We start from the raw sequence: 26,878 nt of genomic DNA, 5'->3' as shown, positions 1-26,878 counted from the left end.
CACTTTCCTACTCTCCCCTATTTCCCCCTGCTTTCTCTACGAGGAACTCATGTTACTGCGTACCTTGCTGGTGACTCTGGCTACTGCTTTTGCTCTGCAATCACCCATCGCCTCTGCTCAAGTCAAGGTAGGGGTTATTACCTCCTCCACTGGCTCTACTGCCATGGTTGGCATCCCGCAAAACAATACCGTGCCACTGCTACCACAGAAAGCGGGTGATCTGGATATTGAATACATTGCGTTGGATGACGCTAGCGTTACCAACCAAACTGTCACGGCATTCCGCAAGCTGATTTCAGAGCACAAGATTGATGCGTTGATTGGGCCTACTGGCTCACCGCATGCGATTAACCTGATTCCGTTTGCTGCTGAGTCTGGCACGCCAATCCTGTCACCTGTGGGCGCAGCGGCTGTTATTTTGCCGATGACACCCGAGAAAAAATGGATTTTCAAAACTACCCAGAACGACGACATTATCGGTTCTGCGTTAGTCAAACACATGGTAGACAATGGCGTTAAAACGGCTGGTTTCATTGGCTTTAACGATGCTTACGGTGAAAGCTGGTTAAACGTGTTTAACCAATTGGCAGCTGAAAACGGCATTGAGATCGTCGCCACAGAGCGCTATGTACGTTCAGACAACTCGGTGACAGGCCAAGCCTTGAAAGTGTTTTCTGCTAAGCCTGATGCGGTGCTGATTGCGGGTACGGGCGCTGCTGCCGTATTGCCACAAGTAACACTGGCTAAACTGGGCTATGAAGGCCAGTTCTATCAAACTCATGGCGCTGCACTACCTGCCTTCTTGTCTCTGGGCGGCCCAGAAGTTGAAGGTACGGTGCTGGCTGCTAGTTTGATGTTGGTGTTGCCCGAAATCGAAGACAGCAACCCATCTAAAGCGATTGCTCAGGACTATATTGACCGTTACACCGCCAAATACGGTGAAGCCCCGGCCACCTTTGGCGCTAACGTGTTTGACGCTGGTTTGCTGCTAGAAAAAGCCATTCCTGTTGCGGCGAAAACAGCGCAACCTGGTACGCCTGAGTTCCGCGCCGCTTTGCGTGATGCGTTAGAACAAACCACTGAACTGGTAGCAACTCAGGGTGTGTATAACATGACCCCCGACGATCACAGCGGCTTTGACGAACGTGGTCGCGAGATGATCATCGTGAAAGATGGTCAGTGGCGTTTACTGAAATAACGCCTACTAACAAGCCGGGAAATCCACTAGATTCCCGGCTTTTTTACTGCCCTACCAACGAAGCATTTATTTACGCCACACCGCTTCTGAAAGCAAAAGCTCCATGCTATGCTGCCCATTAGAAAATTCTTGTCACGCAGTACCTGGGTACTGTGCATGAAATAAGAAAACCTGTTCACAGGTATAACAACGGTGGAGCAACATGCAACAACATAGAGTCATCCTAATCACGGGTGCTGGTTCAGGTATTGGTGCGGCCATTGCCCGCGCGCTAGCCTCGGAACACACCTCCCTGCTTTTACATTCCCGTGGCGCTGACGACAGCAGTAGACAAGCCATGCAACAGGTACTAGATAGCGTACGAGCGCTGGGCGCCAAGGCAGAGTGTTACTTTGCTGATCTAAACGAGCCCCAACAAGCACGCCGTATCGTGGAAGCCTGTGTACAAACCTTCGGCACCATAGATCAGTTGGTCAGCAATGCCGGCCACGCTAGCAAGAAGAACTTGCAAGAGGCCTCGTCTCAGGACTTAGCCGACGCCGTACAAAGCATGGCAGGCGCTTTCTTGGAACTGGTGCAAACAGCCAGACCCTACTTAGAAAAATCTTCCTGTGGCAGCATCGTGCTCACCAGCTCGTTTGTCGCGCACCGCTTCAAACCCGGTGAACTCTACCCCCTGACTGCTGCTGCTAAAGCCACCGCTGAAGCCTTGGCCATGAGCCTTGCCGCTGAGCTGGCCTCATCTGGCATTACCGTTAACTGTGTACTGCCTGGCTACACCCTAAAAGACAGCCAACGTTACCCACACGTAGATTGGCAAAACCGTTTACCTACTCCTCCGTTGGGGCGTTTCGGCCAACCCGATGACGTTGCTGGAGCAGTAGCCTATCTGTTGAGTTCTCACGCCCGCTATGTGACCGGGCAGAAACTTTCCATAGATGGCGGTTTACGCTTAGGGTAATTGCCCGATTTTGCCGTTCTGTTTGCCATAACACGGAGCTATAGGCCTATGTATCAATGGGACTTCAGCCAAGTCTGGCGCTATAAAGAAATTCTGCTGGCAGGCTTGGAATACACCTTGTTTTACACCGTGCTTAGCATCGCCTTTGGGCTGGTGCTGGGCCTGTTTGTCGCATTGGGGCGCATTAGCAGCCCCCGTGCATTGGGCATCCCGTTACGCGGTGCCGTAGAGCTGTTTAGATGCACACCATTCTTAGTAATACTGATTTGGTTTTACTACGCATTGCCAGTGCTGATAGACATTAACTTGTCTGCCCCTACCGCAGCCTTGCTGGCCTTGTCACTGTATGGTGCCGCGTTTTATTCGGAAATCATCCGCGCAGGTATTGTGTCTATTGATGATGGGCAAGTAGAAGCGGCTAAAGCCTTAGGCATGCGCAAGTGGCAAGCTTTACGCCGTGTCATCTTGCCGCAAGCCTTTAAACGCATGATTCCACCGCTGATGAACCAGTCGATTTTGCAGCTGAAAAACACCTCGTTGGTATCGGTGCTAGCCGTACCCGACTTGGTGTATCAGGGGCAATTGATTGCACACGAGACTTACCGCCCGTTAGAGGTCTATACCGTAGTGGCCTTGGCCTACTTCGTCGTGCTGTTCCCAGCCACTTTGCTGGTACAGCATATTGAAAACCGTCTGGCTCGCAGCAACTAGGGAGCACTACCATGATTCATGTACGAAATTTGCGCAAAGCTTATGGCGACAATGTGGTGCTTAAAGATATTTCTCTAGATGTGCCTAAAGGGGCTGTTTTAGCCCTGATCGGCCCCTCTGGATCCGGAAAATCCACCTTATTGCGCTGCTTAAACCTACTGGTACAACCCGATGGCGGCACCGTACAAGTGGGCGATACACACTTTGATTTTGGCGAGAAACACCGTCAACCTAGCGATGCAGCGCAAGCCAGTTTTCGCACCTCTACCGGTATGGTATTTCAGCACTTCAATTTATTTCCCCACATGAATGTGCTGCAAAACGTGATGGAAGGCCCCATCACTGTACGCAAACAAACTCGCGCACAAGCCACTGAACAAGCACAAGCGTTGCTTAAGAAAGTCGGCTTGCTGCATAAGGCAGACTACTTCCCCAACCGCTTATCGGGTGGTGAGAAGCAGCGTGTAGCCATTGCCCGTGCCTTAGCCATGCAACCCAATGTGATGCTGTTTGATGAAGCCACCTCGGCGCTAGACCCCGAGTTAGTAGGTGAAGTATTAAGCGTGATGCGCACACTTGCCCAAGAGGGGATGACCATGGTGATCGTGACCCATGAAATCGAGTTCGCGCGTGAAATGGCTGACCGAGTGCTCTTTATGAAAGACGGTGTAGTGGTTGAAGAGGGGCCTGCGAAAACCTTGATAGACAGCCCCCAACAACCTGCCACACAAGCCTTTCTGAGTCATTTCCACCATGCCAGCCAACGAGATGCCCATGTCTGACTCTGCCATCACAGCGGTGTTAAGCACCGCATTGCCCGACGCAGCCTGTGCCGACGAGCAGCAGGAGTTTCAACGTGGCTTACAACTCATTGCACAACTGATCACCCAACAGTCGCACAATCCCGCAGCCCCTATGCAGGTGCAGCCCATACCGGAGTCTGAATCATGATTCCACGCACCATTGCGGCATTACAAACCGCCTACCGCAACGGCCAACTGCGTATTACTGACGTAGTACAAACGCAGCTTGAACGTATTGCCACTCAACAACCGCACTTACATGCTTACATTAGCTGGCAGGCCGATGCAGCCTTGCAAAAAGCCTCCCTGCAGCAGCAACAATTAGACGCCAACCCTTCTGCCTTACCTCCGCTTTTTGGCGTGGGCATCTCCATCAAAGACAACATGGATGTGGCTGGCATGAAAACCAGTGGCGGCTCGTTCTCGCAGCAACACCAACCCGTTGCCACACACGATGCTGCCGCCGTTGCTCGCCTGCGCGCCGCTGGAGCTATTGTGCTGGGTAAGGCCAACTGCCACGAATTTGCCTTTGGTGGCCCCTCGTTTGATCTGCCTGTGCCCCCCGCCACTAACCCATGGAAAGCCGGGTATTTTCCCGGTGGGTCTTCTAGCGGTTCAGGTACCACGGTGGCCGCCGAGTTGTGCATGGCCTCGCTAGGTACCGATACGGCGGGTTCTATACGGTCGCCAAGTACAAACTGCGGTCTGGTTGGCTTAAAACCCACCTATGGTGCCGTCCCCTTAGACGGGGTACGCATGTTAAGCCTAAGCCTGGATCATGCTGGGCCGCTGGCGCACAGCGTAGACGACTGCACACAACTATTTAGCGCACTGTGCCCACAAGCACCACGCGCTTACCCACTACACCGCCCCATTCGTTTGGGCATACCTACCAGCCACTGGGGGTTGGATGCTTTATTGCAGCCTGAAGTACAAAGCATGATGAGTCAGGTGCAAGAACAACTACAGCTTGCTGGCGTAGAAATCGTGCCGGTTTCTTTGCCCAGCTTACAGGCTCTACACACTAGCAGTGCGCTGATTATGATGGCCGAAGTGGCCTACGTATTTGGCCCTAAAGTACGCCAAAATTTTGATGCCTATGGCCGCATTTTCCGTGGCCGTGTCTTGGTCGGCGAAAACATTCCTGCCAGCGCTTATATACAAGCCCAACAGGATAAACTACGTCTTACCCAGGCCTTGGCACACAGCTTACAGGCTGTAGATGCCCTGCTGCTGCCCGGCGCAACAGCCGTTGCTGGCCCCTTAAGCCACGTGGACACCTTCTACTTTTTGACGCAACCTAATCTCAACGCTATTGCCAACTTAAGCGGACAACCTGCTGTCGCACTACCCAGTGCCATCAGTAGCACCGGCTTACCTATGGGTATACAACTATTAGGTAAACACCAGCAGGATCATGCGTTACTGCACATCGCCCAACGCATAGAAAGCATTCTTGATTTTGCCCACCAACGGGATCAACACTACGCTGCAACCGTCCTTTAGGAGACCACCATGGACCACTACAATAACGATACACCTAATCAGATGTCCCGTCGTCAACTGGCCAAGCTGGCCGCTGCCTCGGCTTTAGGGTTAAGTCTGCCTATCGCCAGTGCTAGCGCCCAATCTGCGTCCGCTGAAACGGAATCCACACTCGCACGAGTACGCCGCACCAAAAAGCTACGTATTGCTGCCCTAGTCGGTGAGCCTCCCTACTTTACCCGCGACCCATTTACCAAAGAGTGGTCTGGCGCCTCGGTAGAAATGGCTAAAGACATCGCCAAGATTTTGGACGTGGAGCTGGAGTATGTGGACTCCACCTACGGCAACTCGGTCATACAGCTACAAACGGGCAAAGTAGACTTAGCAATGGCGCTAACCCCTACACCACAGCGCGCATTGTCCATTGGTTTCTCGCACCCCACCTACCTACACCCTTACGGTATTGTGGCGCAGGAAAGCGTGCAAGCCAGCAAATGGGCAGACCTTAACAAGCCAGAAATTCGCATCGCCGTTGACTTGGGTTCCACACAAGAAATGGCCGCTCGCCGCTATGCGCCACTGGCCCAAATTACTGCCTTTGCTACACGTGATGAAGTGATGCTGGCTCTACAAAGTAAAAAAGTAGACTGCGCGGTATTTGCCGTACTGCTAGGCTTAACTGCTGTGAAGAAAAACCCCAGCATTGGTAAATTCTCCATGCTGACAGACCCTATTGTGGGGCTAACCTCTAACTTGGCGTTTGCTAAAGAAAGCAACACCGACTGGCGCGACTTCCTAAACGTTTGGGTAGATTACAACCGTGATTTAGGCCAAATTAGTGGTTGGATTTTAGATAGCCTAAAACTGTCTGGCATTGAGGCCAGCGACATCCCATCGGACGTCGTGTTCTAAGCACTACGCTATGGATCCCTACTCATCCTCCCCCGCCGTCACCATTATTGGTGGCGGTATGGTGGGCACAGCTTGCGGCTTAGCGCTGCAAGAACGCGGGCTGTCAGTGACCATTATTGATGCGGGTAGCGAACGTGACAAAGCCAGCTTTGGCAATGCCGGTGTGATCAGCAATGGCTCCATTTTTCCCATGGCAAGCCCCGGTATCTGGAAGCAGCTTTTACGCTATGCCTTGAATCGTGATAACGGCCTACGACTACGGTATGGCGACCTCCCTTTTCTTGCCCCATGGCTACTGCGCTTTCTGGCTAATGCCAACACACAACGACGCGAAAACGCCGTCGAAGCCCTAGTCCCGCTTACTGCTCAAGCGCTCAGCTATCACCAAAAATGGGCGCAACGCACTAACAGCGAACACCTTATACGACAAGAAGGCTGGCTACGCCTTTACCGTAGTGCAGAAGGTTTCGCCAGCAGTGCCGCTGATCGCCAATTATTTGAACGCCACGGCGTAAAGTTTGAGGTCTTAGATACACAAACTTTGCATGAGCTAGAGCCTGCGTTACAACACCCGTTTCACCGTGCCTTGTGGTTAACCGAAACGGCCACCGTTGCCACCCCTGGTGAGTTACTGGCGGCCTACCAGCAGCTATTCCAACAGCAAGGCGGTAGATGGGTCAGCGACCACGTGCAGCAACTGCACATTGCTGAAGGACATGTGCAGCTGTACGGCAAGCAACAGCACTATAAAAGCCAAACAGTGGTGTTGGCCGCTGGCGCATTAAGTACGCCATTATGCCAACAACTGGGCTACCGCATCCCTATGGTGGCTGAGCGCGGCTACCACCTCAGCTTGCCCATGCCTGAAGACGGCCCGGTATTACGTCGTGCCGTGTATGACGTGGCAGCCGGCTATGTGGCCGCCCCCATGCAAGACCAATTGCGCTTATTAAGCGGCGTAGAACTGGCACACCCACAAAGTCGTGCCAACCCCATACAACTTGAACGGCTTTACCCAGCCGCCCGTGAGGCCTTAGGACTCGCACCCACGATGGACAGCTCGCAGTTATGGTCTGGCAATAGGCCCTCTACCCCCGACAGCTTGCCTGTACTGGGCTTTGCTCCCCGCCACCAACAGGTGCTGTGCGCGTTTGGGCACGGCCACATTGGTTTTTCTACTGGCCCCATCACAGGTGAACTGATTGCACGGCTTATTTGCAGGGAACATCTGCCTGTGGATATACATCCGTTTAGGGTGGATCGCTTTTAAGCGTATACGTGAGCAGCACCACACACCTCACAAAAAAACGCCCCATATGGGGCGTTTTCATCATGACAACCGTATAAGGTGTACGGCTTAATCCAATGCTTGTTTGGCTTGATCGCGCAGCGTATCCATATTGCCGCCCTGATGCACACCTTCTAACCACTGCAAACCTACTTCACTAATTTGCTCGGCCTGTTCAGCCTCTAGTGCTGCACCAACTTTGTGTTCTGCAAAATCAATAATGTTATTGATGTTTTGCAGTGCCGTCTTCAGCTGAGCATAGTTTTGCTGCATATCACCAACAGACTGAATGTACGCTTCTAGAATGTGAAAAGGATCACGTCTGAACATCATGGGTCTTGCTCCTAGTTGTTATGCCATGCCTGCCCTGCAAGCACATTGCAAATGGGTGAATTCTGCTACGCCTAGTAAGAACCTATTATGCGACAGATTGCCGTATAGGGCACCACAACCCGCGCTTGAATTGACCTAGATTGAACTTTTCCCTATCATTCAAGATAATTATTGAATGATAGGGAAACGCCTATTTCAATAAAACCCGAGCCACTTGCGATGTGCTCGCCCTTCTTTTTTGTAAGGCAGTAATCATGATTACGCATCTAGACACCACCAACTTCGAGCAACTTGTGACTAACGCTCCAGGCCTACACACCGTACGTTTTTGGGCAGAATGGTGTGGCCCATGTCGCATGATGGCACCCATTTATCAACAAACAGCCACTGCGTTGCAGGAACAAGCCTCGTTTGGCGAAGTAGATATTGATGCTGTACCTGAACTGGCAAACCAATTCCGTGTACAAAGCATTCCCACCGTTTTGCTATTTAAAGACGGTCAAGTAGTGGACAGAATGATTGGTGCTGCGGGACAAAGCCAATTGCAGCAACTCATACAGCGCCATGCTGACTAAAAACGCTACGGCACCAACAACACAGCCTAGCCACTACGGCTAGGCTGTTTGCATAGAACGGCTGCACCACACCAACCAGCTAAGTGATTAGCTAATCAACGGTGTCAGTAGCAGCGCTAAAACAGTGGCTGTCAGCAAGCGCATCACAATCCCTAAAATGGCTGCTTTCATAGCCTCTTTTTCGGTCAAATCAGAGCTTTCTGCCCACACTACAGGGATCTGGCCAAACACGGCAGACAATGGCAAACCTGACGAGGCCAAAATAAACGAGCCCACCACCAACGACGGATCTAACCCACTTGCCATGGCTTGCAGTTTGCCCATCGCAAGCGTAGGGCTTACCAACACCGCCAACACGCCGGTTTCTGGATGAATATTAAGCGCCAGCATAGCGCGCTCTAATAACGCATTCACCGGTTGCCAGATGCCCATGTGATCCAGCAAACCAATCACACAGAACACCAGTGCTACCGCAGGAATCAAAATCAAAAACAGCAGCTCAACGCCTTCGCGTGCTGCCTTAAATAACATAGGTGCAAAATCGGTATCGGGCGTGAATTTAGGTGCGGTTAACAAATCTACCGATCGCACATCGCGGTACACCAATTTGGACAAAATCAATGGTGACAGCAGCAGCGGCCCGAAAATGGCAATCATCACGACAGCAAATACGTTCACCCCAGCAAAGGTTAAGGCCATCATCCCCAGCATAAAGGTAGAGAACGATTGCTGAGACTGCACCATGGTTGCCACAGCGATTTTTTGCTCATCTTTGGTCGCACCAGCCTGACGCAGCAATGGACCAGAAATACGGCCAGCGGCATTAATATCGCCAAAAATGTTGTAAACGCTAGGGATAATCACCGCTGGGTTAATGCCTATCCAGCGCATACCTGGCATAAACACACGCATCATCGCGTCGGTAAAACCCAAGCGCTCCAGCAACCTACCAATAATCACGCTAATGATGACGGCAATACCCACTTGGCCAGTCAAAAACACATCGACCACCACGGGTTTGACGGTATTTAAAACCGTATCAAATGCGCCAGACAAGGTACCGGGAAAGAAAAACAAGGTCAGCATTGCCAGACCTAAAAGGGCCAACCCTATCGCCTCAATACGCTCCAACGGTCGTCTAACACCCGTTGGTGCATGCACCACTTTGTCTATTTCTATAGTTTTATTGTTCATGTCTCTCTCCAGCCTAAGGGAAAGTTAGTGGAAACTTAATACGTTCTTACCCATTAAATGGGCGGCCGAGACATGTTGTGCATATTCGCGCAGACGCTCTGTCCCCACTTGGTGCACGGGTGTGGAGGTCACCCTATCTCGGAACATCACCACCTCTACACCCTCCAATAACGCACTTAAGGCATAGGCCAATGGCAATCCGTTTTCTAGGATTTCCAATACATGGCTATTGCCCACCATAAAATTCAAACCTAATTCTTGCGCACACCTAATCAGCTCGTGACCTTCATACACGCGGCTAATGGATGCCAACACTGTGTCCACTTCTGGATTCTCCGCAATGGCTTGACGCAGATGTTCAGGACTAAACCCGGTATGCGGAAAGATGTGCAAAATGTGCTTAACAGGGCTGGCAGGGCTACCCACACGTATTGCCCCGCGTGTGAGCAAACTGGTTTCCTGGATGTTGTCGTTGTTTTTGATACGGCGCTCACTGTGCAGTAGCTGCTCTTCCATATCCAAACCCATGAAACTATCTAAGCGCGCCAACATATCGCCCATGGTATGTACACCTTCCAAAGGCTCACCCACAAACATCACGTTGCCATGTACACCGCCATAGCTAATATCGCTTTTCTTCACTTTATGACCGTGCAAGTACGCAATACCGGGGTGCAAACCATGAAACGCCTCGTGACATTCCAACGCTGCGATGCCATATAAGTTCAGATAGTCACGCAAAGTCACGCCACCACAACTGGCCGCATCGGCAATGGGGTGATGCGCCACAATGGCATCCACGCCGGTGGCACCCGCTAACTCGATGCTGAGTTCAGTCATGGTCATGCACACAGCTACTTTGCGTATTTTTTTCTGCGGATCGCCATGTATTAGCCCGGGTATTTCCAGCACCTCCTTGCCGTAAATACCGGATGACTTCCAAATCACAAAAGGATGGTTGCCGTGTTTCACTTCGTCCATACAGGACACCATACGACCACCTGTGATTACATTCAGCGCATCTAGCAAATCGCTTACACATGTCATTTGTTTGTCTCCAAAATAAAAAGCCGGCCTCATGCCCTGGTCGTAACCAGAACGTGAGGCCGGCGGTATAGTTGTACTTATTGTTGGCGACTTCTACAGCAGGTACCACCATGCATGACATGGGCAGCAACGCCGTTAAAGCACAACAAGACTTCGTACCAGTCGGTTTATGTCTACAGGCTAAATTCAGCAGACCAACACGGTTAGTCTGACTGCGTTTGACCTTCTTTTTTCAGCAAAATCACGGTAGAAGACAATTGCGCCACTGCATCGTAATCTTTGAATATGGCCACTATCTCTAACCCATACTGCTGTATCAAAACCTGTTTCATCTCCTTTTTGAATGCCTTAATCAGGTAGAGGTCTGCCAGATCGGCTATGTGTGCGTTTTCTCGACTTAAGGTATCTAACACCGACTGACGCTTATGAATGGCCAGCATACTGATACGGTCGTCCTGCACATCTATTTTTAGCGTTACCACTCCTGAGGCAAAGATGCTGCTATTAATGCGGTTGTAGTCCCGGGTCAATGCCTGCTTGAACTCGCCTATTGAAGAAAAGCCTGCTATCCCCATTTCCTACTCCATTACCGCTACTACATGTTTGCATCAAAACCGTTTTATACACGGAAAAGCGTAGCGCAGCACTTAGTGCTTTCACGCGCTATCACCACGTCACCGTGACATCCCCACGCACAAAAGTCTGGCAGGCCATGCGATAACCCTGCTGCAAGTCTTCTGTAGTGAGGTGTTTATGCTCCTTGGCTTTCACCTCATCGGTGTTATCCATACCTTCGGTAATACGACATTTGCAGGTACCGCAAATACCGCCACCACACTTAAAGGGAATACCCCCTCGTTCGCGTATGGACACACGCAGCAAATTACTATTTTCTGCGGCCGACACCACCAAATCATTATTGGAAGCAAAGGTTATTTGAACCATAGTTACATCTACCTCTTATACACTCAACGCACGCTCACGCAGCTCGGCTTCAATGGTGCCAAACTGGGTTAGCCCGTAAATCTCGTCATACGCCTCTTGCTGCGTTTGGAATTTTTCCATCTGGCGGGTGGTGATATCGTTAATCGTGCCACCCTCCGTTTCTTCCACAATGCGTACTCGGGATGCATCTTGAATACGAGCAATGGTAAAAATAGCTTTTAGCCGGCCATGGAAATAGTATTCATACGCGGCTATAGGTTCTACGCCTACACCTGCTTCGCTGCGGTATTCACCCGGTTTGCTTGTTAGCACCACATACATTATTCGCCCTCCTCTAGCACCGGCTGCTCTAAGGTGATGTCTTCGTTGATCCACAGTTGGCAGGTCAACCGCCACCCTTGATCCAGCCTGTCGCCCAATTGTTTTTTCTCTTTCCAGTTAGCGGCGGGCAAATGCTCTGCCCCCTCTAGTACCCGGCATGCACATTTCGCGCATTTGCCCATGCCGCAGCCGTAGTTCAAGTGCGGGAAAGGGAATTGTTTGATGCCAGCACGCACCACCAAGTTGGTGTTCTCTTGCACCTCGCCCACATGAACCTGATTATTTTTGTGAAATGTGATGGTTGGCATAAGGCCTCCTGCTTACTACTCACGTTGCTGCCGGATTATCAGCCCGATCGCACCCAAACCCTAAAACGGTATACCGGTAGATATTCCACCTGACTACTAGCATGGATTTCCTACCGTTCTTCCTGTAAAAACCACCAATTTGAGTGAAAACCCTAATTGCGGTATACTTAATTCAGTTTAACCACTTTAAAAAGCCATGAAAAATCCCGTCGAACTTCGCTATCTTGAGCGTCCCATCGGCGAACAACTGCACCCGCATTTCGCCAAACGCCAACAATTGCGCCAACGTATTCCGTTGATTAATCTGCCGCGCTTATCTGAGCTTTTTGGCCGTACCCCTAAAAAGCCTTAAACCGCTACTGCGTGGGCATCTGTTTGAAAATTAAACGCATCGGCGTACACAAACTGGCTATCAGCCCCTTGTAGTCCAAACAGCGCTCTGGCCTCGTCTATCATGGTGGGGGAGCCGCACAAATAAACGGCGTGCTCAGACAAATCAGGAAAGTCTTCACACACCTGATGCTGTACATACCCGCGAGCCCCCGTCCATGTGTCGTCGGCGGCAGAGAGTACCGGTACGAACTGAAACTCAAATAAGCGCTCAGCCCACGCGGCAATTTCTTCTGCCAAGTACAAATCAGCTGCTGTGCGCATTCCCCAGTACAAACTGATGGGTGGGCAATCGTCGTTATCCAACAATGACTCCAGAATCGCCTTAATAGGCGCAATACCCGTACCCGTTGCCACCATCACCATGGGGCGCCAGTCTTTTTCACGCCAATAAAATTGGCCCATAGGCAGCATTAACCGCAACGAGTCGCCGGCCTGTAGGGTTGGCAACAAATGCTGCGTAAACCGCCCGCCTTCAATCTCGCGTATGTGTAGCTCTAGCACACCAGTCGCCGCATTGGCTGTCGCCATAGAAAAGCTACGGGTGCGGCCATCGTCACACAACACATTCAAATATTGACCGGCTCGGTAGTCCATCTCTACGCCTGTAGGCAGTTGCAAGCGCACACGCCAAATGCCAGTACACGCGCGTTCTACCGCTAACACAGTTGCGTCTACCTCTTGCGCTTCAGGCAAGTCATCTTGGTGATTCGCTAAGCTAATTTCTATATCACCACGCAACCGTGCTTGGCACGCTGCAGCCATACCTGCTGCATGTTCATCGTCGGCCACACTCATGGGCAAACAATCGTCCTCGTAGTGCACCTGCCCTTCTGTGACATGGATACGGCACGTGCCACAGCCACCAAACTCGCAATCACTGTGTATGCGTATGCCTTGCCGCTTAGCGGCTTGTAATACGGTTTCTTCGGGCTCTACCCAAAAGTGTTCACCACTTTCCCGTACATTGACACGATGCGCCATATCCTTGTCTCCTAATGCGTACTACTTCTTAATATCAGCCTGTACCAACACATCCAAGCCTTCGGCTTTCAGTGCATCAGACAAAGCTTGCAAAGCGGCTACACCTGCTGCCGTATCTTGCTCGCCATTACCGCCACTCAAACCAATACCGCCCACCACTTCGCCATTAATCACAACGGGGAAACCACCCACGAAAGCAGCAAAACGACCTTCAAAGCTCAGTTGAATACCAAAGGCTTCATTACCAGGCAGTGCCGGACCATTAGGCGCTGTCGTAAACAAATGCGTGGAACGCTTGTGGCCAGCAGCAGTGAAAGCTTTGTTCCACGCAATTTGTGGGCCCGTAATACGTGCACCATCCATACGCTCTAGCGCAATGGGGTAGCCCCCTTCGTCAACCACGCAAATGGTTTCCAACACACCAATTTCTTTGGACTTGGCGATAGCGGCTTCCACCATCAAACGGGCTTCACGCTGTTCAAGACGCAGAATTTTTTTCATATCACTTCTCAACCTTTGGTTTACAAAACATCAAATACCGCGGTACACGGTTTTGATTTGGGTATAAAACTCCAGACCACCCCTGCCAGATTCGCGGAAGGTTGAGGTACTGGATTGCTTCAAGCCACCAAATGGCGCATTCATCAAATTGCCGGTGGTGGTGCGATTAATCTTGACCGTGCCCGCCTCGATGTCAGTACTGAAACGGTGTGCGTATTCAGCGCTGCGTGTCACAATGGCGGCCGATAAGCCATACTCGGTGTCATTTGCCATCGCTAAGGCCTGCTCGTAACTGTCAAATTCAAGTAGCGCAATCACTGGCCCAAAAATTTCTTCACGAGCAATGCGCATGTTTTGTGTGACGTCGGTGAACACCGCTGGCGTCATGTAAAAACCCTGTGCAAAATCACCCTCGGTTAAGCGATCGCCACCACATAAATGCGTGGCTTCCTGCTTACCTATTTCCACATATTCCAAAATACTTTCTAGCTGGCCACGTGTGGCGATAGGCCCCAAGTCTGGAGTAGCGGTCAGGCCATTGCCTACTGTTAATGCCTGCACTTTTTCCAGCAACTTACGTGTAAATTCTGCTTTCACATCACGCTGTACTAACACGCGACTGGTACCCGTACACGCTTGCCCGCTTAACGAAAAACCACCTTGTATAACCAGCTTTACGGCCAAGTCCAAGTCGGCGTCTTCCATCACGATGAGCGGGTTTTTGCCACCCAGCTCCATTTGCGTACGGGTGCTCATGCGCGCTTGTCGGCAAATGTCTTCACCGGCTCGCGTAGATCCCGTAAACGAAATTGCGCGCACTTCGGGGGAGGTCACTAGCACAGGCCCTACTTCGCCCGCACGGCCGTGCACCACGTTCAACACCCCTGCTGGAATACCCGCTTGGGCAAAAGCCTCACACAAGTAATAGCCTGTTAATGGTGTGTCGGATGACGGTTTAAACACCACCGTGTTACCCGTAATCAGCGCAGGGGCAATCTTGCGAGCCGGAATAGAAATGGGGAAATTCCACGGTGCAATCACCGACACCACACCCAGTGGTTCGCGCTGTGTATAAACCAGTTGCTGTGCATCGTCCTGTGGAAAAGTTTCGCCGGTATAGGTCTGACCCTCTACCGCATAAAAACGTAGTGTCTGCGCAGAACGGGTGACTTCCATTTTGCTTTGTGCAAACGTTTTGCCTTCTTCGCGTGTCAAACCTTCTGCAATGCGTTCCACATTCGCATCCAGATAGGCGGCCGCTTTATCCAGAATACGAGCACGAGCAGAAATCGGGGTTGCGCGCCATGCGGCAAAGGCGGCTTGCGCGGCTGCTACCGCTTGCTGTGCGTCATCAGCGGTTGATACCGGAAAGTTGCCCACCACGTCGCGCTGATCAGCCGGGTTTAGATTAGGCTGCGTACGCCCGCTACTGCTGGGTTGCCACTGTCCGTTGATATAGTTCTCGAACACAACATCGTTAAGATTTTCCACCGCTCTACTTCCTTTGTTGCTGTACTGGCGGGCAGCCCATCTGCCCGCCGGTTTTATCTACTGCGAGTTAGGCTGCTTCCAGCTCTAGTTCCTGCAAGCTGATTTCGTCTTTCACGTAGTCGTTGTACAGAGCAGTGGTATACAGCAAGCGCATCTCGGCGCCGATCTCACAAATACGCAAACAGCGCTGTTGCAGCTCTACAGTGTTCGCGTGCTCCAGCACGATTTGGTAGCCACGTTCACCGTGAATTTCATCCGACACGATGTGCAGATCGAAGAACTCCACTTCCTCATCGGTGAAACCGTACTTCTCGCGTAGCGTCGGTGTTTGTTTACGGTAAATAGAAGGTACTTGGGACTCCAAACCCACTACCAAACCCGCTACGGCCACGACCGGATCCTCGCGCATGGCGATTGCGTAGCACCACGCTTGCAACGCACGTGTAGTGGCGTTCATGTTGTCTGGATCTTCGATACGAGCGCGGGATGTGCCACACGCTTCACCAAAGCGAATCAGCAAATCTGTGTGGCGATCGCCACCGATTTCTTCTTCGTACATGTTGGCCAACAAGAAATCTTTGGCTTCTACAAATTCTGCAGGTGTACGGGCGTACAAGTAGCCCAAGTAGTCCGCAAACGGGCCTACGTAGTGGTAATGGTTTTCTGCCCAGCGTGCCAAGTGCTCACGGCTAAGTTTGCCGCTAGCCCATGCAATGCTGAATGGAGACTTGTTAGCGCTTTTGCCTTTGATGGCAGTTTCCAGTGCGGCGCGAAATTCGTCGCGGTTGAGTAGTTTGTCCATGACTGTTTCCCTTTTTAAAAACGTCGCCCTACGGCATCTGACTAAAACATGAAGCTTAAATGATTTAAACATATTGTATACGGTATACAATTTAAGAAAGTAGGGAATTACCCTGCCCGATTCTTGTTATGCAACCACTACACAACCGTCCTTACGTGAGTCGGAAACGGCCTTTAACCCACCATTTTCTTGGCGTTGCACCGCTTGAGCGCCACCAAAATCACTACGCCCCGCCAATTCGCCCACACCCGGGTCGGGTGCAGAAAAACCATGTTCACGCAAAAAACCTGCACAAACGTCGTCAAAACCTTGCTCTAAGGCCAAGCGCCCCGCCGCTTCCAAGCGCCAACGCGGTGCACTCATAGCCTCTTCCAAGCTACGCTGATCGCGCAGCACCTTAGTCCATATCTGTATTTGCCCTTGGGGCTGCATCAAACCACCCACTACCCCTAGCCCCATGTAGAACTGCCCTTGGCGCAACGCCATTGCTGGAACGACGGTGTGGTAGGGGCGTTTATGCGGCCCAGGCGCATTCACATGCCCCGGTGCAGAAAAGCCAAACCCCCGGTTTTGCAGCACAAAACCACAGCCTGGCACCGCATAGGCAGAACCAAAACGCTTAAAAATGCTAGACATCAACGTAACTGCCAAGCCATCACTGTCTACCACCACCGTGCATACGGTGTTTCCCGCCGGATCACACACCACTCGTGATGCATGAGCCATGGCCTGCTCAGTGGCATGCACCAAAGCTAATTCTGCTTCGGGCTGTGCCTGATTTCGGTGTTCCCATACCCGTTTCACCGCTGCTAACACTGCCATACCATGCGTATTAGGCGGGCACTCATAGAGGGTAAAATCGTCCAGCTCTACCTGAACGGGGTCGCAGAAAAAACCCTGGTGGGCGCTAAAATCATTAGCGCGCAGTAACCCGCCAACAGCCTCCATGGCGTGCTCTGCACGCTGGGCAACCTCACCACGGTAAAACGCATCAGGCCCATCGTTTGCAATGGCTTGCAGCACGGCGGCCAGCTCAGGGTTACGAAAATGCTCACCTGCTGCATAGGGTTGCCCAGCCCTATACAAGGCAGCACAAACCGGATCTTTATGCAGCACAAAGTCGAAAATCTTCCACTCTTGCGCCGCTACTTTCGCCACCGCAAAACCGTCTTGCGCCACGCGTATCGCGTCATCAAACAACCGCCGCCACGGCAAACGGCCATAACGCTGGTGTACGTCATACCACCCACGCACTAAACCCGGCGTGGTGATAGATAAGACATGGCGTTCCGGAATGCGCTGATTAGGCAGATCCAACACGTGTTCTGGTGTTAGTAAAAGCGGGGCCGCGCCACTACCGTTGTACGCCAACGGAGCCTCGCCTTGTTTGGCAATCATCGCCAATAAATCGCCACCTATGCCAGTAGCCATGGGCTCTACTACCCCCATGACTACATCAGCAGCAATGGCTGCGTCCACGGCACTGCCGCCCTCTTCTAACATCGTGCGTGCTGCCTGTGCCGCCAGCGGATGGCCGGTTGCTACCGCCCACTGCTGGCCTATGGCGGACTTTTGCACGGATGAGTGCTCACTACTTTGCATACGAATTACCTAAAAGAACAACACAGCACAGATTGTCGATATCGCCATCCCGACGAGCACGGGCACGGTTAAGGCACGCACCAAATCCAGCACATGCACCCGCGCAAAACCGGCTACGGCGATTAACGACGACCACGCAATTAACGTGCCACCGCCGGTCCAAATAGCACCTATTTGTCCTACCGCCGCCAGCGTTTCCACGCTTAAACCTGAGACTGGAGCCAAGGCAGATGCCAACGTGCCGGTTAATGGCAAACCCGAGAAACCGGACCCATCAATACCCGACACAATCCCTACCAACAGCACCCCAAAGGCCACCAAGAAATGGTTTTCAGGAATGTATTGTTGACCTGCAGAGATCAGCTCAAATAACAGGCTAGGCGTTTGGTCTAAAGGTCTATCTAAGATGGCCGATGCCGCTTCACTTGCCCCTAAGAAAAAGAAACCTGCGATAGGCAATACCGAACCCATGGCTCTAAACGCAAACACAAAACCGTCGGTCATGTGATCGGGGCACACATCCAGCGTGCGGCGCGGCCCTTCGGCCATACAGGTGGCAATGGTCATCAAGATAAACGCTACACCGCCCACCAACCCAGCGGCTTCACCGCCCCGCAGCACAGGCAGACTGGGGATAAAACGAGGCAACAACATCAGCCCAATCACGGCCAAAAATGCCAACGGCGTAATCACAGCCAAAATGCGTGAATAGCGCTGTTCTTTGCTGCTCAAACTGCCATGTGCAGTCAGTTCAGAGCCTGCTGTACCACGCGCAATTTCAGCTTTGTCATAAGTACCTTGTGACTCCACCTCGTCTAACGTACTGTCGGGGGCTTGCCCCATCCATTCATCCAACAATTTGGTGTTGGCTGGTTTGAAGTAACGACGCATAAACAAGAATGCCAAGGTCAACGCCACACCGCCTGTGATCCATGACAACACCAATGCTCTATCGGCAATAAGCCCCACATCGGCCGCTACTCCGGCAGCTTTAGCACTAATACCCGGTGCCACACCAATGATGTAGTCCGATGACAAAGCCATACCTTGACCACAAATCGCAATCACCATTGCGCCTACCAATGGCGGCAGACCAGCGGCGATGGCAGCAGGCAGCAAAATGGCCGATACCAACGGCACTGCTGGTGTAGGCCAGAAAAACAATGAGATGAAGTAGGTCGCCGCACCTATCATCAAAAATGACGCTGTACTGTTCACCATCACTTTTCGAAACGGTGCCACCATGCGTACATCCGCCTCTAATCGCTTCAACGAGTTCAGCAACGCTGTCATAAAGGTGATGACCAAGAAGATGTTAAAGAGCTCCTTGGCGGCCACGAAACTGGCCGAGAAAATGCTGATAATCCCCTGTATGGGGCTTCCTGTGATGGCGGTGACTACCGCTAGTGTCCCTATAACGGATGGCACCACCACGTTGGCTCTAAACAGCATGGTGATAATGATCACCAACACCCCAATCAGATACACCCAATGTGCTGCACTCAGCACGACATCGTTTGGCATTCCTGCATCCCCCTTTGTCTAGGTTTTTATTTACGTCATAAGCATTGCGTAAGTCGGTATACTATCTGCAATTTGTTTTAGGCTTCATCAAAAAACCCAAAAATTGGGGAAAACTCTGATAAATTCAAACCTAAAACATTAAATCTGCATACCATATACAAAAAAGGAAACACAAACGTGTTCATGTCATTGCTAAGTTTGGTAGACCCGTGGTCGTGGTTGCTGATGGCGGCTTTAGTCGTGCTTGCCGCTTTTTTACAAGGGGTAGGTGGGGTGGGCTTTGCGATGCTGGTCGCGCCTATTGCCGCGCTTACCTTCCCCGAACTGGTGCCAGGGCCGTTATTAGCATTGGGAGGTAGCGTGTCGTTATTAGCCGCATTACGTGAGCGTCACCACATTGTGCTACCCGTTGTAGGTTATGCCGTTGCAGGGCGAGCCATTGGCTCTGTTATTGCGGTATTGGGCATGACCCAACTGCCCGTGACGGTTATCAACCTCAGTTTTGCCGTGATGATCTTGATAGCGGTCACACTGAGCGCCCGAGGGCTGCGTATATTGCCTTCGTCACGAAATATGGGTTTAGCTGGCATTGCATCAGGCATTATGGGTACGCTGACCTCAGTGGGGGCACCGGCCTTAGCCATTGCAATGCAAAACCTAGCGGCGGCTCAATTGCGCGCATCCTTAGGACTAATTTTATTTTTGGGTGCCAGCTTATCGTTGATTTTGCTGATCGCAGCAGGGCTATTTACCATGCAGCAAGCACTGCTAAGCGTGGTGCTGTATCCCTTTATGCTGTTAGGGTTTGCGCTGTCTGGGAAAATGCGCCATAAGATAAGCCTACCGGTAATACGTAGGCTATTGCTTAGCGTATGTACCTTTAGCGCTGTAGTACTTATTGTACGTACCCTATTGGTAGCCTAAGGCTCATGTGTATACCATATTCGTTAAATCGTCCGGTGACCGTATAATTCAATCTTGGTCCCTGTAGGATTCGCAAGGTCATACCATGAACATTACCAGTTTAAGCGCTACTCAAAGCACCGATAACCGTCGCGTAGGCGACCATCATGCCTCGTTATTCGCCGTCATACGCGATCAACTGCGTGACCGCATTCTTAGTGGTGAATTTCACCCTGGCGACCGCTTAGTAGAGGGCAAACTTGCTACAGAAATGGGCGTATCGCGCATTCCTGTGCGTGAAGCATTGCGTGAGCTAGCCTCGGAAGGCTTAGTGACCATAGAACCTCGTCGTGGTGCCTCGGTATCGGTGCTATCACCTGATATTGCCTACAACATGGCTGAAGTACGTGCGGCGCTAGAAGGCTTAAACGCCAAGCTGGCCGCACAACGTCGCAATCAAAATGGTATAGAGCAGTTACAGCAGATTTTGGACCAAGGTAAAGCCGCTGTAGAACGTGAAGACCTAGACCTACTGCAATCACTCAATCGCGAGTTTCATGAAACTTTAGCTGGTTTGTCGGGCAACATCGTCTTAACAGAACTGATGCGCTCACTGCGTGACCGCACGGCCCTACTGTTTGCACCCAGCAATCTGCAACGCGTGCGCCAAAACTGGGAAGACCACGCCCAGATTTTAAATGCGGTGATTAATGGCAACAGCGACTTAGCTAACCTGCTCGCATCGCAGCACGTGCACAATGCGGCACAAGCTTACCAAGACATGCAGGCAAGCGAGGCCACATCACAAGCTTAAGCGTGCCGGCACTTCAAGGCATCTAAACTGCCCGTATACGGAAAACGCACAGAGTCGTCGTAACCAAAAGGCTGGAAATGCACGGTCACGCCTTCGGCGTGCGGCAAAATCACAGCATAACTGGCTGGCTCAAAGGTAGAAGTCGCCGCACCGTGTGTATGTAAATCCAGCTCATGTTGGTGATTAGTACCGTTTACCGTAAAAAACGGTATACCGTTCCATACCCCTGCTGAACAACGGTGCACATGCCCTGAAAACAAATGCACGGGCTGTGCACAACGCTTCAATAGCGGCAGCACATGCTCGGCATTACTTAAACGCAGCCAATCCATGGCGGGGTACTGCAACATGGGCAGTGGGTGGTGCGAAAACAGCAAAATGGGCCGCGTCGCCTGCTCCAGTTTCTGTTCTAACCACTGTAGGCGACGCTCGCACAGATAGCCATCGGTGTAGCCGTCTTGCAAGCTATCCACATATAAAGCCTCGTAGTCACCCAGTATCTCGGCATACTGCACAAAACCGTCTAACTCAGTAGCTTGTGCGGTAAACACCTGCCCAAAAGCCTGCCTATCATCGTGATTACCCATGAGAAACCGCACAGGCATTTTTAAGGCTTGCAAGCACTGGGCCAAACGTTGGTACGCCAACGGGTGACCCGCATGGGTCAAATCCCCCGTCAGCACGCAAAGCTGCGCATCGGCATGGTGTTTGTTGATGTGCGCGATGCATTGCATCAACTGCGCTGCAGGGTCGGCATCAAATAGGCTTTTTCCTGCTGGCGTAATATGCAGATCGGAAAGATGGATGATTTTCATAACTACCTCTTAACGTATACCTGCACGCAGAAAAGCCTGCATAAATTGTTTCTGGAACAATAGAAAACCCACTAACAACGGCAAAATCGTCATCAATGTGGCGGCACTAATCAACGAAATACTGACGCCACTTTCTGGTGCGCCAAACAGCGACAACCCTACTGTTAACGGGCGTGTATGCTCGGAACTGCTGACCACCAATGGCCACAAAAAATTATTCCAATGCGAAGACACAGACACCAAGGCATAGGCTAGATACACCGGTTTCACTAAAGGCACGTACACACGCCACAACACGCCTAAACGCGAGCAGCCTTCTAAACGGGCTGCATCTTCTAGCTCACGGGGCACTTGTTTAAAGGCTTGGCGCAACAAAAATACCCCAAACGCGCTGGCCATATAGGGCACACCCATGCCCCACACCGTATCCGTCCACCCTAACAACGACACCATGCGGAAATTCTCCACAATCAGCACTTCGGGCAGAATAAACAGCTGCAACAGCAGCAACATGAATAAAAACTGGCTACCAAAGAACTTAAAACGCGCAAATGCGTAGGCAGCCAAGGTACAAATCACCAGTTGCCCCACCAAAATGGTTAACACCAGCATGGTGGTATTGAACACGTAGCGCAGCCACGGCGCACGTGCCCACGCCGCGCTGAAATTCTCAAACGTCCATCCCTGCAGCACATCCAACGATAAGGCGGCAGAGGGGTCTCTAAACGCCGCCCAGCAGGCATACAACAAGGGGGATATCCACAACAAAGCCAGTAGATACGCGCCCACGTTTTCCAATGGAAAAGTACGAATGGCGCGCCACCAGGCGGGGGAACTAGGAACAGAACACGCAGTAGTCATCATGGTTACTGGTAATGCACTCGCTTTTCAGCGTAACGGAATTGAAGAATGGCAATCAGCCCCAAACCACCTAATAGAATCACCGTCAGCACAGCGGCACTCGGCGTATCCATGTAGGCGAAAGCGGTTTCCCATATCCAGTACAACAGCAACTTAGATGCGTTGTTTGGGCCGCCTTTGGTCAGAATAAATAGGTGATCCACCAGCTTTACGGAGTTAATCAGCGCATTGATCAAAATAAACAGCGTGGTGGGTGCCAATAACGGCAGCAATACCCGTTTGCCATACTGCCAACGACTGGCTCCCTCTAGGCGAGCCGCATCACGCAATTCCGGCGGAATCGTTTGCAACGCTGCCAAGTAGAAGATCATGAAAAAGCCAGCCTCTTTCCAGATGGTGACCACCATCACCGCCCCCAACGCGGTTTGAGGTTGCCCCAACCAGTTGGTGGAGCTTGCTCCAAATAACTTCGTGATCTGGTCTAACAAACCCAAATCAGGCGTATAGAAAAACAGCCATAAGTTCGCTGCGGCAATCATGGGCAGCATGGTGGGCGTGAAGTACGCACAGCGCACCCATGCCCGCATACTCATCGCTCTATTTGCCCACAACGCCATTAACAGCGCGAGAGCAATAGACACAGGGATAGTCACCGCCGCATACCAAAGGTTGTTCTTCAGTACCAACCAGAAGGTGGGGTCTGCCAGCATGACGTCATAGTTATCCATGCCCACAAACTGCGAGGGACGACGAGCCGTCCCTTTGCTTTGCAAACTAGCCCATAGCGTGTGCAGCGCAGGAATAAAGGCGAACACACTCAACAACACCAACAACGGCGTCAGCAGCAAATACGCAAACACCGATTCCTTTCGCAACACACGCAAGGGTTTCATCTGTGTTCCAGCTTAGTTAAAAGGACGCAGTAAACGATCCGCTGCCGCTTGGGCTTCATCTAACGCGGCTTGTGGTGTCTTGCTCTGAGTCAGCGCTGACTGCACTGCGTTAGACAACAACTCGCGCACACGAGCGGTTTCGTAGGTGGCAAACTCAGGAGACGCTACCGCCAACTGGTCACGCGCTACCGTCGCTTGGGGGAAGGTCTTGGCGTAATCTTGCAGCGCTTGTGTTTCATACGCTGCGGGGCTCACACCCACATAACCTGTTGCCATCGACCATTTTGCGGCGCGCTCAGGTGCTGTCATCCAACGTACAAACTCCACCGCTGCTGCTTTTTGCTCGTCGCTAGCACCTTTGAACAGGTAGAAGTTACCGCCCCCTGTAGGTGAACCAGCTGTTTCGTTTGCAGGCAGCATGGCTACACCAAACTCAAACGGTGCTTCGTTTTTAACAGCCGTTAAGTTACCCGTGGTGTGCCACATCATGGCTGTTTGGCCTTGTACAAAGGCTTGGCGCAATGTGCCCCATTCGATGGTGCCAGCAGGGCTGACTTTATGTGTTTGCGCTAAGTCTTGGAAAAACTGTAGGGCTTCAACCGCTTTAGGATCGTTGAAGTAGACTTGCGTGCCTTCTTCATTCATCAACTGGTGACCATTTTGCAAAGCCAAAGCTTGGAACATCCAGTACGGATAACCCGTAGAAGGGATCATCAACCCGTAACGCTTGTCTGTGGTGAGTTTTTTCGCAGCTTCCACCATTTCAGCACGTGTTTTAGGTGGCTGATCTGGGTTTAAACCTGCCTCGCGGAACATGTCCTTGTTGTAGAACATCACGATGGTGGAACGCTGGAAAGGGATACCCCACACCTTGCCATCTAAAGTACCGTTAGCCATCAACGCGGGGTAAAAGCTGTTCAACCACGCTTTGCTCTGATCGTCTGTGGCCACATCGCTAAAGGCTTCTACCAAACCTTGGTCTACGAGGTCATGCGTATCCAACGCCCCCAACACGGACAGTTGTACTGACTCACCTGCGCGCAGCGCCGACAACGCGCGCACTCGGGTTTCATCGTAGTTGCCGGAGTACACAGCCTTCACTTTAATCTCTGGGTTTTCGGCTTGAAAATCGCTAATCATGCCATCCACCACATCGGTTAGCGGACCGCCTACCGAGATGGGGTAGTACATGGTCAATTCCACTGCACTCATCGCTTGGGCGCTTAACCCCATCAACAATGCACTGGTCGTAGTCATCACAATTTTTTTCAACATAACCATCTCTCTTAAACGTTAGTCAGCCAACACAGGCGAGGCCAGCTGCAAACGCGCCCCGGTATCCTGACTGAAGTAAAAAGCATGCGCAGGGTTCCAACTCAAACCACAACGTTCCCCTGCCATAAAACGTAGTTGGTGCGGCGCGCGCACAATCAAGGTATTGCCATCTTTCAGTCGCACATACACATAGGCATCAGCACCTTGAAACTCTTGGTGCACAACCGTTACCGCCACACTGTCGGCAGTAGGTTCATGCAGTTGTAATTGCTCGGGACGCACACCAATGGACACGCGGTGCGGTAAATCAAAGCCATAACGTGTGGGCCACAAGGCCAACGGCACAAAGTCGCTATGGATCAGCATCATGGGCGGGCTACCAATAAACCCGGCCGTAAAAATACTGTTAGGCTCTTGGTACAGCTCTTGCGCCGAACCTTGCTGGGCAATGCTGCCCGCATTCAACAACACCACTTGATCCGCCATGCCCATGGCTTCGGTTTGATCGTGCGTGACATACACCACTGTTAACCCCAAACGCTGCTGTAACGCACGGATTTCATGACGCACGCTGTGGCGTAATTTGGCATCTAAGTTAGACAGCGGCTCATCCATCAAACAAATGCGGTGCCCCGACACAATGCTGCGTGCCAACGCCACGCGCTGGCGCTGTCCACCCGATAGTTGTGCCGGTCTACGGTGCTCTAAACCGTCCAAATTCGTCAGAGCCAACGCTTCTTGCAAGCGTTTGTGTTGCTCTGCTTTACTCACGCCTCGCACCTGCAACCCAAACAAAATGTTGTGCGCTACGGTTAAATGGGGAAACAGCGCATACGACTGAAACACCATCGTCAACCCACGTTGTGCTGGCTCTTGATACGTAGCATCGTGCCCATCGATTAACAACGTGCCTGTAGTGGGTTGCTCTAAACCGGCAATAATGCGCAACAGCGTAGATTTACCGCAACCCGAAGGCCCCAGCAACGCGGTAAATTGTCCTTCTGGAATGGACAGATCAATGTGCTTTAACACAGCATGATCTCCCCACGATTTGCCTATACCTTGTAATTGGATGGCGGCTTGACTCATGCTGCACTCTCACTCGCTATTACTACTTGTACGTGTGCAGGAATACGCTGCCTGTAGCCATCAGGCAAAGGCAGATCGGTTACCAGCACATCTATGTCATCAACAGACCCACTACGCACCGCCGCCAGCCGTCCAAACTTGGAATGGTCAAGCACTAAGATGCGCGTGCGGCAATTACCGCGTAGGGCCTTATGGCAGTCAGACTCAGCCATGTCAAAGTCCAGTAACGCGCCTTCTACATCAAAGCCGCCCACCCCTGACACCCCAAAATCTGCTTTAAAACTGTTAAATAATCGCTCGGCCTCTGGCCCTAAAATTTCTGGATTAGGTTGGCGCAACACGCCCCCAGCAATCACCACCCTGTTGCTGTGGTTCTGGCTCAAAGGCATCGCTGCACTCAAGTTGTTGGTCACCACGGTCAACTCGTGATGCTCTACCAACGACAACGCCACCTGTTCTGGAGTCGTACCAAAGCCCAGCAACACACTGGCGCCATCTGGAATGAGCGCAGCCACTGCTCTACCTATTTGTACTTTGGATTGAAAATGCGTAATGCGCCGTGCTTGAAACGACACATTGCGCTCATGCCCAGCCAGCTCTGCCCCACCATGACGCCTACGCACCAAATTGGCTTCATACAGCGCATTCAGATCACGCCTGATGGTCTGGGGGGTCACGTGAAAATGCGCTGCTAGCCCCTCTACAGAGACAGCGCCCTGTATGCGCAGCAACTCAACAATCCCACCCTGTCGAACTGAAAGATTCATAACCCTGCATAACTGTTCATGTGAATAGCAAGCAGTGTAAAAAGCGTAAATTACGCTCGGATTACTACCATATGAACCTTTTGTGA

General features: G+C 51.7%; 31 protein-coding genes. 12 read left to right on the top strand and 19 right to left on the bottom strand.

Annotated features, from left to right (window positions below):
• Positions 1 to 49 precede the first annotated feature (49 nt).
• The 8 genes from GY634_RS01190 (at position 50) to GY634_RS01155 (ending at position 7,340) form a co-directional block, all read left to right on the top strand.
• Positions 50 to 1,198, top strand: a complete 1,149-nt coding sequence (locus GY634_RS01190) for an ABC transporter substrate-binding protein (RefSeq protein WP_166406749.1) — start codon at positions 50 to 52, stop codon at positions 1,196 to 1,198.
• A gap of 202 nt (positions 1,199 to 1,400) precedes the next feature.
• Complete coding sequence (locus GY634_RS01185; RefSeq protein ID WP_166406748.1) at positions 1,401 to 2,159, top strand: SDR family NAD(P)-dependent oxidoreductase; 759 nt, start codon at positions 1,401 to 1,403, stop codon at positions 2,157 to 2,159.
• A 48-nt stretch (positions 2,160 to 2,207) separates the two neighbouring features.
• Entirely contained in the window at positions 2,208 to 2,870 is a 663-nt protein-coding gene (locus GY634_RS01180; RefSeq protein WP_166406747.1) for an amino acid ABC transporter permease, read from the top strand.
• Between the two features lie 11 nt (positions 2,871 to 2,881).
• Complete coding sequence (locus tag GY634_RS01175) at positions 2,882 to 3,652, top strand: amino acid ABC transporter ATP-binding protein (protein ID WP_166406746.1); 771 nt, start codon at positions 2,882 to 2,884, stop codon at positions 3,650 to 3,652.
• Complete coding sequence (locus tag GY634_RS01170) at positions 3,645 to 3,821, top strand: hypothetical protein (RefSeq protein WP_166406745.1); 177 nt, start codon at positions 3,645 to 3,647, stop codon at positions 3,819 to 3,821. Before GY634_RS01175 ends, GY634_RS01170 begins: the two co-directional genes overlap by 8 nt.
• Positions 3,818 to 5,179, top strand: a complete 1,362-nt coding sequence (locus GY634_RS01165) for an amidase (protein WP_166406744.1) — start codon at positions 3,818 to 3,820, stop codon at positions 5,177 to 5,179. The genes GY634_RS01170 and GY634_RS01165 overlap by 4 nt, the downstream gene beginning before the upstream one ends.
• Before the next feature lie 9 nt (positions 5,180 to 5,188).
• Positions 5,189 to 6,070 (top strand): transporter substrate-binding domain-containing protein, encoded by an 882-nt coding sequence (locus GY634_RS01160; protein WP_207625448.1) that lies wholly within the window; start codon positions 5,189 to 5,191, stop codon positions 6,068 to 6,070.
• Positions 6,071 to 6,080: 10 nt separating this feature from the next.
• On the top strand, positions 6,081 to 7,340 hold the full coding sequence (locus GY634_RS01155) for an NAD(P)/FAD-dependent oxidoreductase (protein WP_166406743.1): 1,260 nt from the start codon (positions 6,081 to 6,083) through the stop codon (positions 7,338 to 7,340).
• A gap of 87 nt (positions 7,341 to 7,427) precedes the next feature.
• Here the strand turns inward: GY634_RS01155 and GY634_RS01150 are convergent, their stop codons facing one another.
• On the bottom strand, positions 7,428 to 7,691 hold the full coding sequence (locus GY634_RS01150; protein WP_166406742.1) for a hypothetical protein: 264 nt from the start codon (positions 7,689 to 7,691) through the stop codon (positions 7,428 to 7,430).
• Positions 7,692 to 7,945: 254 nt separating this feature from the next.
• Between GY634_RS01150 and trxA the strand changes: the two genes are divergently transcribed.
• The gene (gene trxA / locus GY634_RS01145) at positions 7,946 to 8,266 is read left to right on the top strand and encodes a thioredoxin (RefSeq protein WP_166406741.1); all 321 of its coding nucleotides are present in this window, start codon (positions 7,946 to 7,948) and stop codon (positions 8,264 to 8,266) included.
• Between the two features lie 87 nt (positions 8,267 to 8,353).
• On the opposite strand, the gene GY634_RS01140 is transcribed toward trxA, so the two are convergent.
• The 6 genes from GY634_RS01140 to GY634_RS01115 form a co-directional block, all read right to left on the bottom strand.
• On the bottom strand, positions 8,354 to 9,460 hold the full coding sequence (locus GY634_RS01140) for a hypothetical protein (RefSeq protein ID WP_166406740.1): 1,107 nt from the start codon (positions 9,458 to 9,460) through the stop codon (positions 8,354 to 8,356).
• Between the two features lie 24 nt (positions 9,461 to 9,484).
• Positions 9,485 to 10,507, bottom strand: a complete 1,023-nt coding sequence (locus GY634_RS01135; protein WP_166406739.1) for a Nif3-like dinuclear metal center hexameric protein — start codon at positions 10,505 to 10,507, stop codon at positions 9,485 to 9,487.
• Between the two features lie 203 nt (positions 10,508 to 10,710).
• Positions 10,711 to 11,082 carry a DUF2294 domain-containing protein gene (locus GY634_RS01130; protein WP_242683567.1) on the bottom strand — a complete coding sequence of 124 codons (372 nt, stop codon included), beginning with the start codon at positions 11,080 to 11,082 and terminating at the stop codon, positions 10,711 to 10,713.
• A gap of 91 nt (positions 11,083 to 11,173) precedes the next feature.
• Positions 11,174 to 11,452, bottom strand: a complete 279-nt coding sequence (locus GY634_RS01125; RefSeq protein ID WP_166406738.1) for a 2Fe-2S iron-sulfur cluster-binding protein — start codon at positions 11,450 to 11,452, stop codon at positions 11,174 to 11,176.
• 15 nt (positions 11,453 to 11,467) lie between these two features.
• A complete protein-coding gene (locus GY634_RS01120) occupies positions 11,468 to 11,773 on the bottom strand; it encodes a ferredoxin (RefSeq protein ID WP_166406737.1) in 306 nt (101 codons plus the stop codon).
• On the bottom strand, positions 11,773 to 12,081 hold the full coding sequence (locus tag GY634_RS01115; RefSeq protein ID WP_166406736.1) for a 2Fe-2S iron-sulfur cluster-binding protein: 309 nt from the start codon (positions 12,079 to 12,081) through the stop codon (positions 11,773 to 11,775). Before GY634_RS01115 ends, GY634_RS01120 begins: the two co-directional genes overlap by 1 nt.
• A gap of 196 nt (positions 12,082 to 12,277) precedes the next feature.
• Here GY634_RS01115 and GY634_RS01110 point away from each other — a divergent pair, with 196 nt between their 5' ends.
• On the top strand, positions 12,278 to 12,433 hold the full coding sequence (locus GY634_RS01110; protein WP_166406735.1) for a hypothetical protein: 156 nt from the start codon (positions 12,278 to 12,280) through the stop codon (positions 12,431 to 12,433).
• On the opposite strand, the gene GY634_RS01105 is transcribed toward GY634_RS01110, so the two are convergent.
• The 6 genes from GY634_RS01105 to GY634_RS01080 form a co-directional block, all read right to left on the bottom strand.
• On the bottom strand, positions 12,430 to 13,455 hold the full coding sequence (locus tag GY634_RS01105; protein ID WP_166406734.1) for a 2Fe-2S iron-sulfur cluster-binding protein: 1,026 nt from the start codon (positions 13,453 to 13,455) through the stop codon (positions 12,430 to 12,432). The two genes, GY634_RS01110 and GY634_RS01105, sit on opposite strands and share 4 nt — an antisense overlap.
• Positions 13,456 to 13,476: 21 nt before the next feature.
• A complete protein-coding gene (locus GY634_RS01100) occupies positions 13,477 to 13,956 on the bottom strand; it encodes a GlcG/HbpS family heme-binding protein (RefSeq protein WP_135865206.1) in 480 nt (159 codons plus the stop codon).
• Positions 13,957 to 13,986: 30 nt separating this feature from the next.
• Positions 13,987 to 15,447 carry an aldehyde dehydrogenase family protein gene (locus GY634_RS01095; RefSeq protein WP_166406733.1) on the bottom strand — a complete coding sequence of 487 codons (1,461 nt, stop codon included), beginning with the start codon at positions 15,445 to 15,447 and terminating at the stop codon, positions 13,987 to 13,989.
• Between the two features lie 67 nt (positions 15,448 to 15,514).
• Positions 15,515 to 16,249, bottom strand: a complete 735-nt coding sequence (locus GY634_RS01090; protein WP_166406732.1) for an iron-containing redox enzyme family protein — start codon at positions 16,247 to 16,249, stop codon at positions 15,515 to 15,517.
• 126 nt (positions 16,250 to 16,375) lie between these two features.
• Positions 16,376 to 17,851 carry a gamma-glutamyltransferase family protein gene (locus GY634_RS01085; RefSeq protein WP_166406731.1) on the bottom strand — a complete coding sequence of 492 codons (1,476 nt, stop codon included), beginning with the start codon at positions 17,849 to 17,851 and terminating at the stop codon, positions 16,376 to 16,378.
• Between the two features lie 9 nt (positions 17,852 to 17,860).
• Positions 17,861 to 19,375 carry a hypothetical protein gene (locus tag GY634_RS01080; RefSeq protein ID WP_166406730.1) on the bottom strand — a complete coding sequence of 505 codons (1,515 nt, stop codon included), beginning with the start codon at positions 19,373 to 19,375 and terminating at the stop codon, positions 17,861 to 17,863.
• Positions 19,376 to 19,558: 183 nt separating this feature from the next.
• On the opposite strand from GY634_RS01080, the gene GY634_RS01075 reads away from it, so the two are divergent.
• Together GY634_RS01075 and GY634_RS01070 are read left to right on the top strand one after the other, a co-directional pair.
• The gene (locus GY634_RS01075) at positions 19,559 to 20,299 is read left to right on the top strand and encodes a sulfite exporter TauE/SafE family protein (protein ID WP_166406729.1); all 741 of its coding nucleotides are present in this window, start codon (positions 19,559 to 19,561) and stop codon (positions 20,297 to 20,299) included.
• An 85-nt stretch (positions 20,300 to 20,384) separates the two neighbouring features.
• Positions 20,385 to 21,092, top strand: a complete 708-nt coding sequence (locus GY634_RS01070) for a GntR family transcriptional regulator (protein ID WP_166406728.1) — start codon at positions 20,385 to 20,387, stop codon at positions 21,090 to 21,092.
• Here GY634_RS01070 and GY634_RS01065 read toward each other — a convergent pair.
• Genes GY634_RS01065 through GY634_RS01040 form a run of 6 tightly spaced genes read right to left on the bottom strand, consistent with a single transcriptional unit; the run spans position 21,089 to position 26,792 of the window.
• Positions 21,089 to 21,907: a phosphodiesterase gene (locus GY634_RS01065; RefSeq protein ID WP_166406727.1), complete on the bottom strand. Its 819-nt coding sequence runs from the start codon at positions 21,905 to 21,907 to the stop codon at positions 21,089 to 21,091. The genes GY634_RS01070 and GY634_RS01065 overlap by 4 nt on opposite strands.
• 9 nt (positions 21,908 to 21,916) lie before the next feature.
• Complete coding sequence (locus GY634_RS01060) at positions 21,917 to 22,768, bottom strand: carbohydrate ABC transporter permease (RefSeq protein ID WP_166407122.1); 852 nt, start codon at positions 22,766 to 22,768, stop codon at positions 21,917 to 21,919.
• 5 nt (positions 22,769 to 22,773) lie between these two features.
• Entirely contained in the window at positions 22,774 to 23,661 is an 888-nt protein-coding gene (locus GY634_RS01055) for a carbohydrate ABC transporter permease (protein WP_166406726.1), read from the bottom strand.
• Positions 23,662 to 23,673: 12 nt separating this feature from the next.
• Positions 23,674 to 24,936 (bottom strand): ABC transporter substrate-binding protein, encoded by a 1,263-nt coding sequence (locus GY634_RS01050; protein ID WP_166406725.1) that lies wholly within the window; start codon positions 24,934 to 24,936, stop codon positions 23,674 to 23,676.
• An 18-nt stretch (positions 24,937 to 24,954) separates the two neighbouring features.
• Positions 24,955 to 26,025, bottom strand: a complete 1,071-nt coding sequence (locus tag GY634_RS01045) for an ABC transporter ATP-binding protein (protein WP_166406724.1) — start codon at positions 26,023 to 26,025, stop codon at positions 24,955 to 24,957.
• Positions 26,022 to 26,792, bottom strand: coding sequence for a DeoR/GlpR family DNA-binding transcription regulator (locus tag GY634_RS01040; RefSeq protein WP_166406723.1), 771 nt, complete (start codon positions 26,790 to 26,792; stop codon positions 26,022 to 26,024). The genes GY634_RS01045 and GY634_RS01040 overlap by 4 nt, the downstream gene beginning before the upstream one ends.
• Between the last annotated feature and the right edge of the window lie 86 nt (positions 26,793 to 26,878).

It is taken from the genome of Paenalcaligenes suwonensis (genome assembly GCF_011290505.1).
Classification (GTDB): domain Bacteria; phylum Pseudomonadota; class Gammaproteobacteria; order Burkholderiales; family Burkholderiaceae_B; genus Paenalcaligenes; species Paenalcaligenes suwonensis.
The sequence above is the reverse complement of the archived record's forward strand: the minus strand, read 5'-3'. Positions and strand labels throughout refer to the sequence as shown.

What these genes read in the sequence shown, in the direction of transcription:
- GY634_RS01190 (WP_166406749.1), top strand. Translation starts at nt 50, where the DNA reads ATGTTACTGCGTACCTTGCTGGTGACTCTGGCTACTGCTTTTGCTCTG.
- GY634_RS01140 (WP_166406740.1), bottom strand. Translation starts at nt 9,460, where the DNA reads ATGAACAATAAAACTATAGAAATAGACAAAGTGGTGCATGCACCAACG.
- GY634_RS01185 (WP_166406748.1), top strand. Translation starts at nt 1,401, where the DNA reads ATGCAACAACATAGAGTCATCCTAATCACGGGTGCTGGTTCAGGTATT.
- GY634_RS01180 (WP_166406747.1), top strand. Translation starts at nt 2,208, where the DNA reads ATGTATCAATGGGACTTCAGCCAAGTCTGGCGCTATAAAGAAATTCTG.
- GY634_RS01130 (WP_242683567.1), bottom strand. Translation starts at nt 11,082, where the DNA reads ATGGGGATAGCAGGCTTTTCTTCAATAGGCGAGTTCAAGCAGGCATTG.
- GY634_RS01120 (WP_166406737.1), bottom strand. Translation starts at nt 11,773, where the DNA reads ATGTATGTGGTGCTAACAAGCAAACCGGGTGAATACCGCAGCGAAGCA.
- GY634_RS01085 (WP_166406731.1), bottom strand. Translation starts at nt 17,851, where the DNA reads ATGCAAAGTAGTGAGCACTCATCCGTGCAAAAGTCCGCCATAGGCCAG.
- GY634_RS01045 (WP_166406724.1), bottom strand. Translation starts at nt 26,025, where the DNA reads ATGAGTCAAGCCGCCATCCAATTACAAGGTATAGGCAAATCGTGGGGA.
- GY634_RS01170 (WP_166406745.1), top strand. Translation starts at nt 3,645, where the DNA reads ATGTCTGACTCTGCCATCACAGCGGTGTTAAGCACCGCATTGCCCGAC.
- GY634_RS01135 (WP_166406739.1), bottom strand. Translation starts at nt 10,507, where the DNA reads ATGACATGTGTAAGCGATTTGCTAGATGCGCTGAATGTAATCACAGGT.
- GY634_RS01155 (WP_166406743.1), top strand. Translation starts at nt 6,081, where the DNA reads ATGGATCCCTACTCATCCTCCCCCGCCGTCACCATTATTGGTGGCGGT.
- GY634_RS01060 (WP_166407122.1), bottom strand. Translation starts at nt 22,768, where the DNA reads ATGACTACTGCGTGTTCTGTTCCTAGTTCCCCCGCCTGGTGGCGCGCC.
- GY634_RS01075 (WP_166406729.1), top strand. Translation starts at nt 19,559, where the DNA reads ATGTCATTGCTAAGTTTGGTAGACCCGTGGTCGTGGTTGCTGATGGCG.
- GY634_RS01100 (WP_135865206.1), bottom strand. Translation starts at nt 13,956, where the DNA reads ATGAAAAAAATTCTGCGTCTTGAACAGCGTGAAGCCCGTTTGATGGTG.
- GY634_RS01040 (WP_166406723.1), bottom strand. Translation starts at nt 26,792, where the DNA reads ATGAATCTTTCAGTTCGACAGGGTGGGATTGTTGAGTTGCTGCGCATA.
- GY634_RS01070 (WP_166406728.1), top strand. Translation starts at nt 20,385, where the DNA reads ATGAACATTACCAGTTTAAGCGCTACTCAAAGCACCGATAACCGTCGC.
- trxA (WP_166406741.1), top strand. Translation starts at nt 7,946, where the DNA reads ATGATTACGCATCTAGACACCACCAACTTCGAGCAACTTGTGACTAAC.
- GY634_RS01050 (WP_166406725.1), bottom strand. Translation starts at nt 24,936, where the DNA reads ATGTTGAAAAAAATTGTGATGACTACGACCAGTGCATTGTTGATGGGG.
- GY634_RS01110 (WP_166406735.1), top strand. Translation starts at nt 12,278, where the DNA reads ATGAAAAATCCCGTCGAACTTCGCTATCTTGAGCGTCCCATCGGCGAA.
- GY634_RS01165 (WP_166406744.1), top strand. Translation starts at nt 3,818, where the DNA reads ATGATTCCACGCACCATTGCGGCATTACAAACCGCCTACCGCAACGGC.
- GY634_RS01175 (WP_166406746.1), top strand. Translation starts at nt 2,882, where the DNA reads ATGATTCATGTACGAAATTTGCGCAAAGCTTATGGCGACAATGTGGTG.
- GY634_RS01090 (WP_166406732.1), bottom strand. Translation starts at nt 16,249, where the DNA reads ATGGACAAACTACTCAACCGCGACGAATTTCGCGCCGCACTGGAAACT.
- GY634_RS01055 (WP_166406726.1), bottom strand. Translation starts at nt 23,661, where the DNA reads ATGAAACCCTTGCGTGTGTTGCGAAAGGAATCGGTGTTTGCGTATTTG.
- GY634_RS01150 (WP_166406742.1), bottom strand. Translation starts at nt 7,691, where the DNA reads ATGATGTTCAGACGTGATCCTTTTCACATTCTAGAAGCGTACATTCAG.
- GY634_RS01080 (WP_166406730.1), bottom strand. Translation starts at nt 19,375, where the DNA reads ATGCCAAACGATGTCGTGCTGAGTGCAGCACATTGGGTGTATCTGATT.
- GY634_RS01115 (WP_166406736.1), bottom strand. Translation starts at nt 12,081, where the DNA reads ATGCCAACCATCACATTTCACAAAAATAATCAGGTTCATGTGGGCGAG.
- GY634_RS01065 (WP_166406727.1), bottom strand. Translation starts at nt 21,907, where the DNA reads ATGAAAATCATCCATCTTTCCGATCTGCATATTACGCCAGCAGGAAAA.
- GY634_RS01125 (WP_166406738.1), bottom strand. Translation starts at nt 11,452, where the DNA reads ATGGTTCAAATAACCTTTGCTTCCAATAATGATTTGGTGGTGTCGGCC.
- GY634_RS01160 (WP_207625448.1), top strand. Translation starts at nt 5,189, where the DNA reads ATGGACCACTACAATAACGATACACCTAATCAGATGTCCCGTCGTCAA.
- GY634_RS01105 (WP_166406734.1), bottom strand. Translation starts at nt 13,455, where the DNA reads ATGGCGCATCGTGTCAATGTACGGGAAAGTGGTGAACACTTTTGGGTA.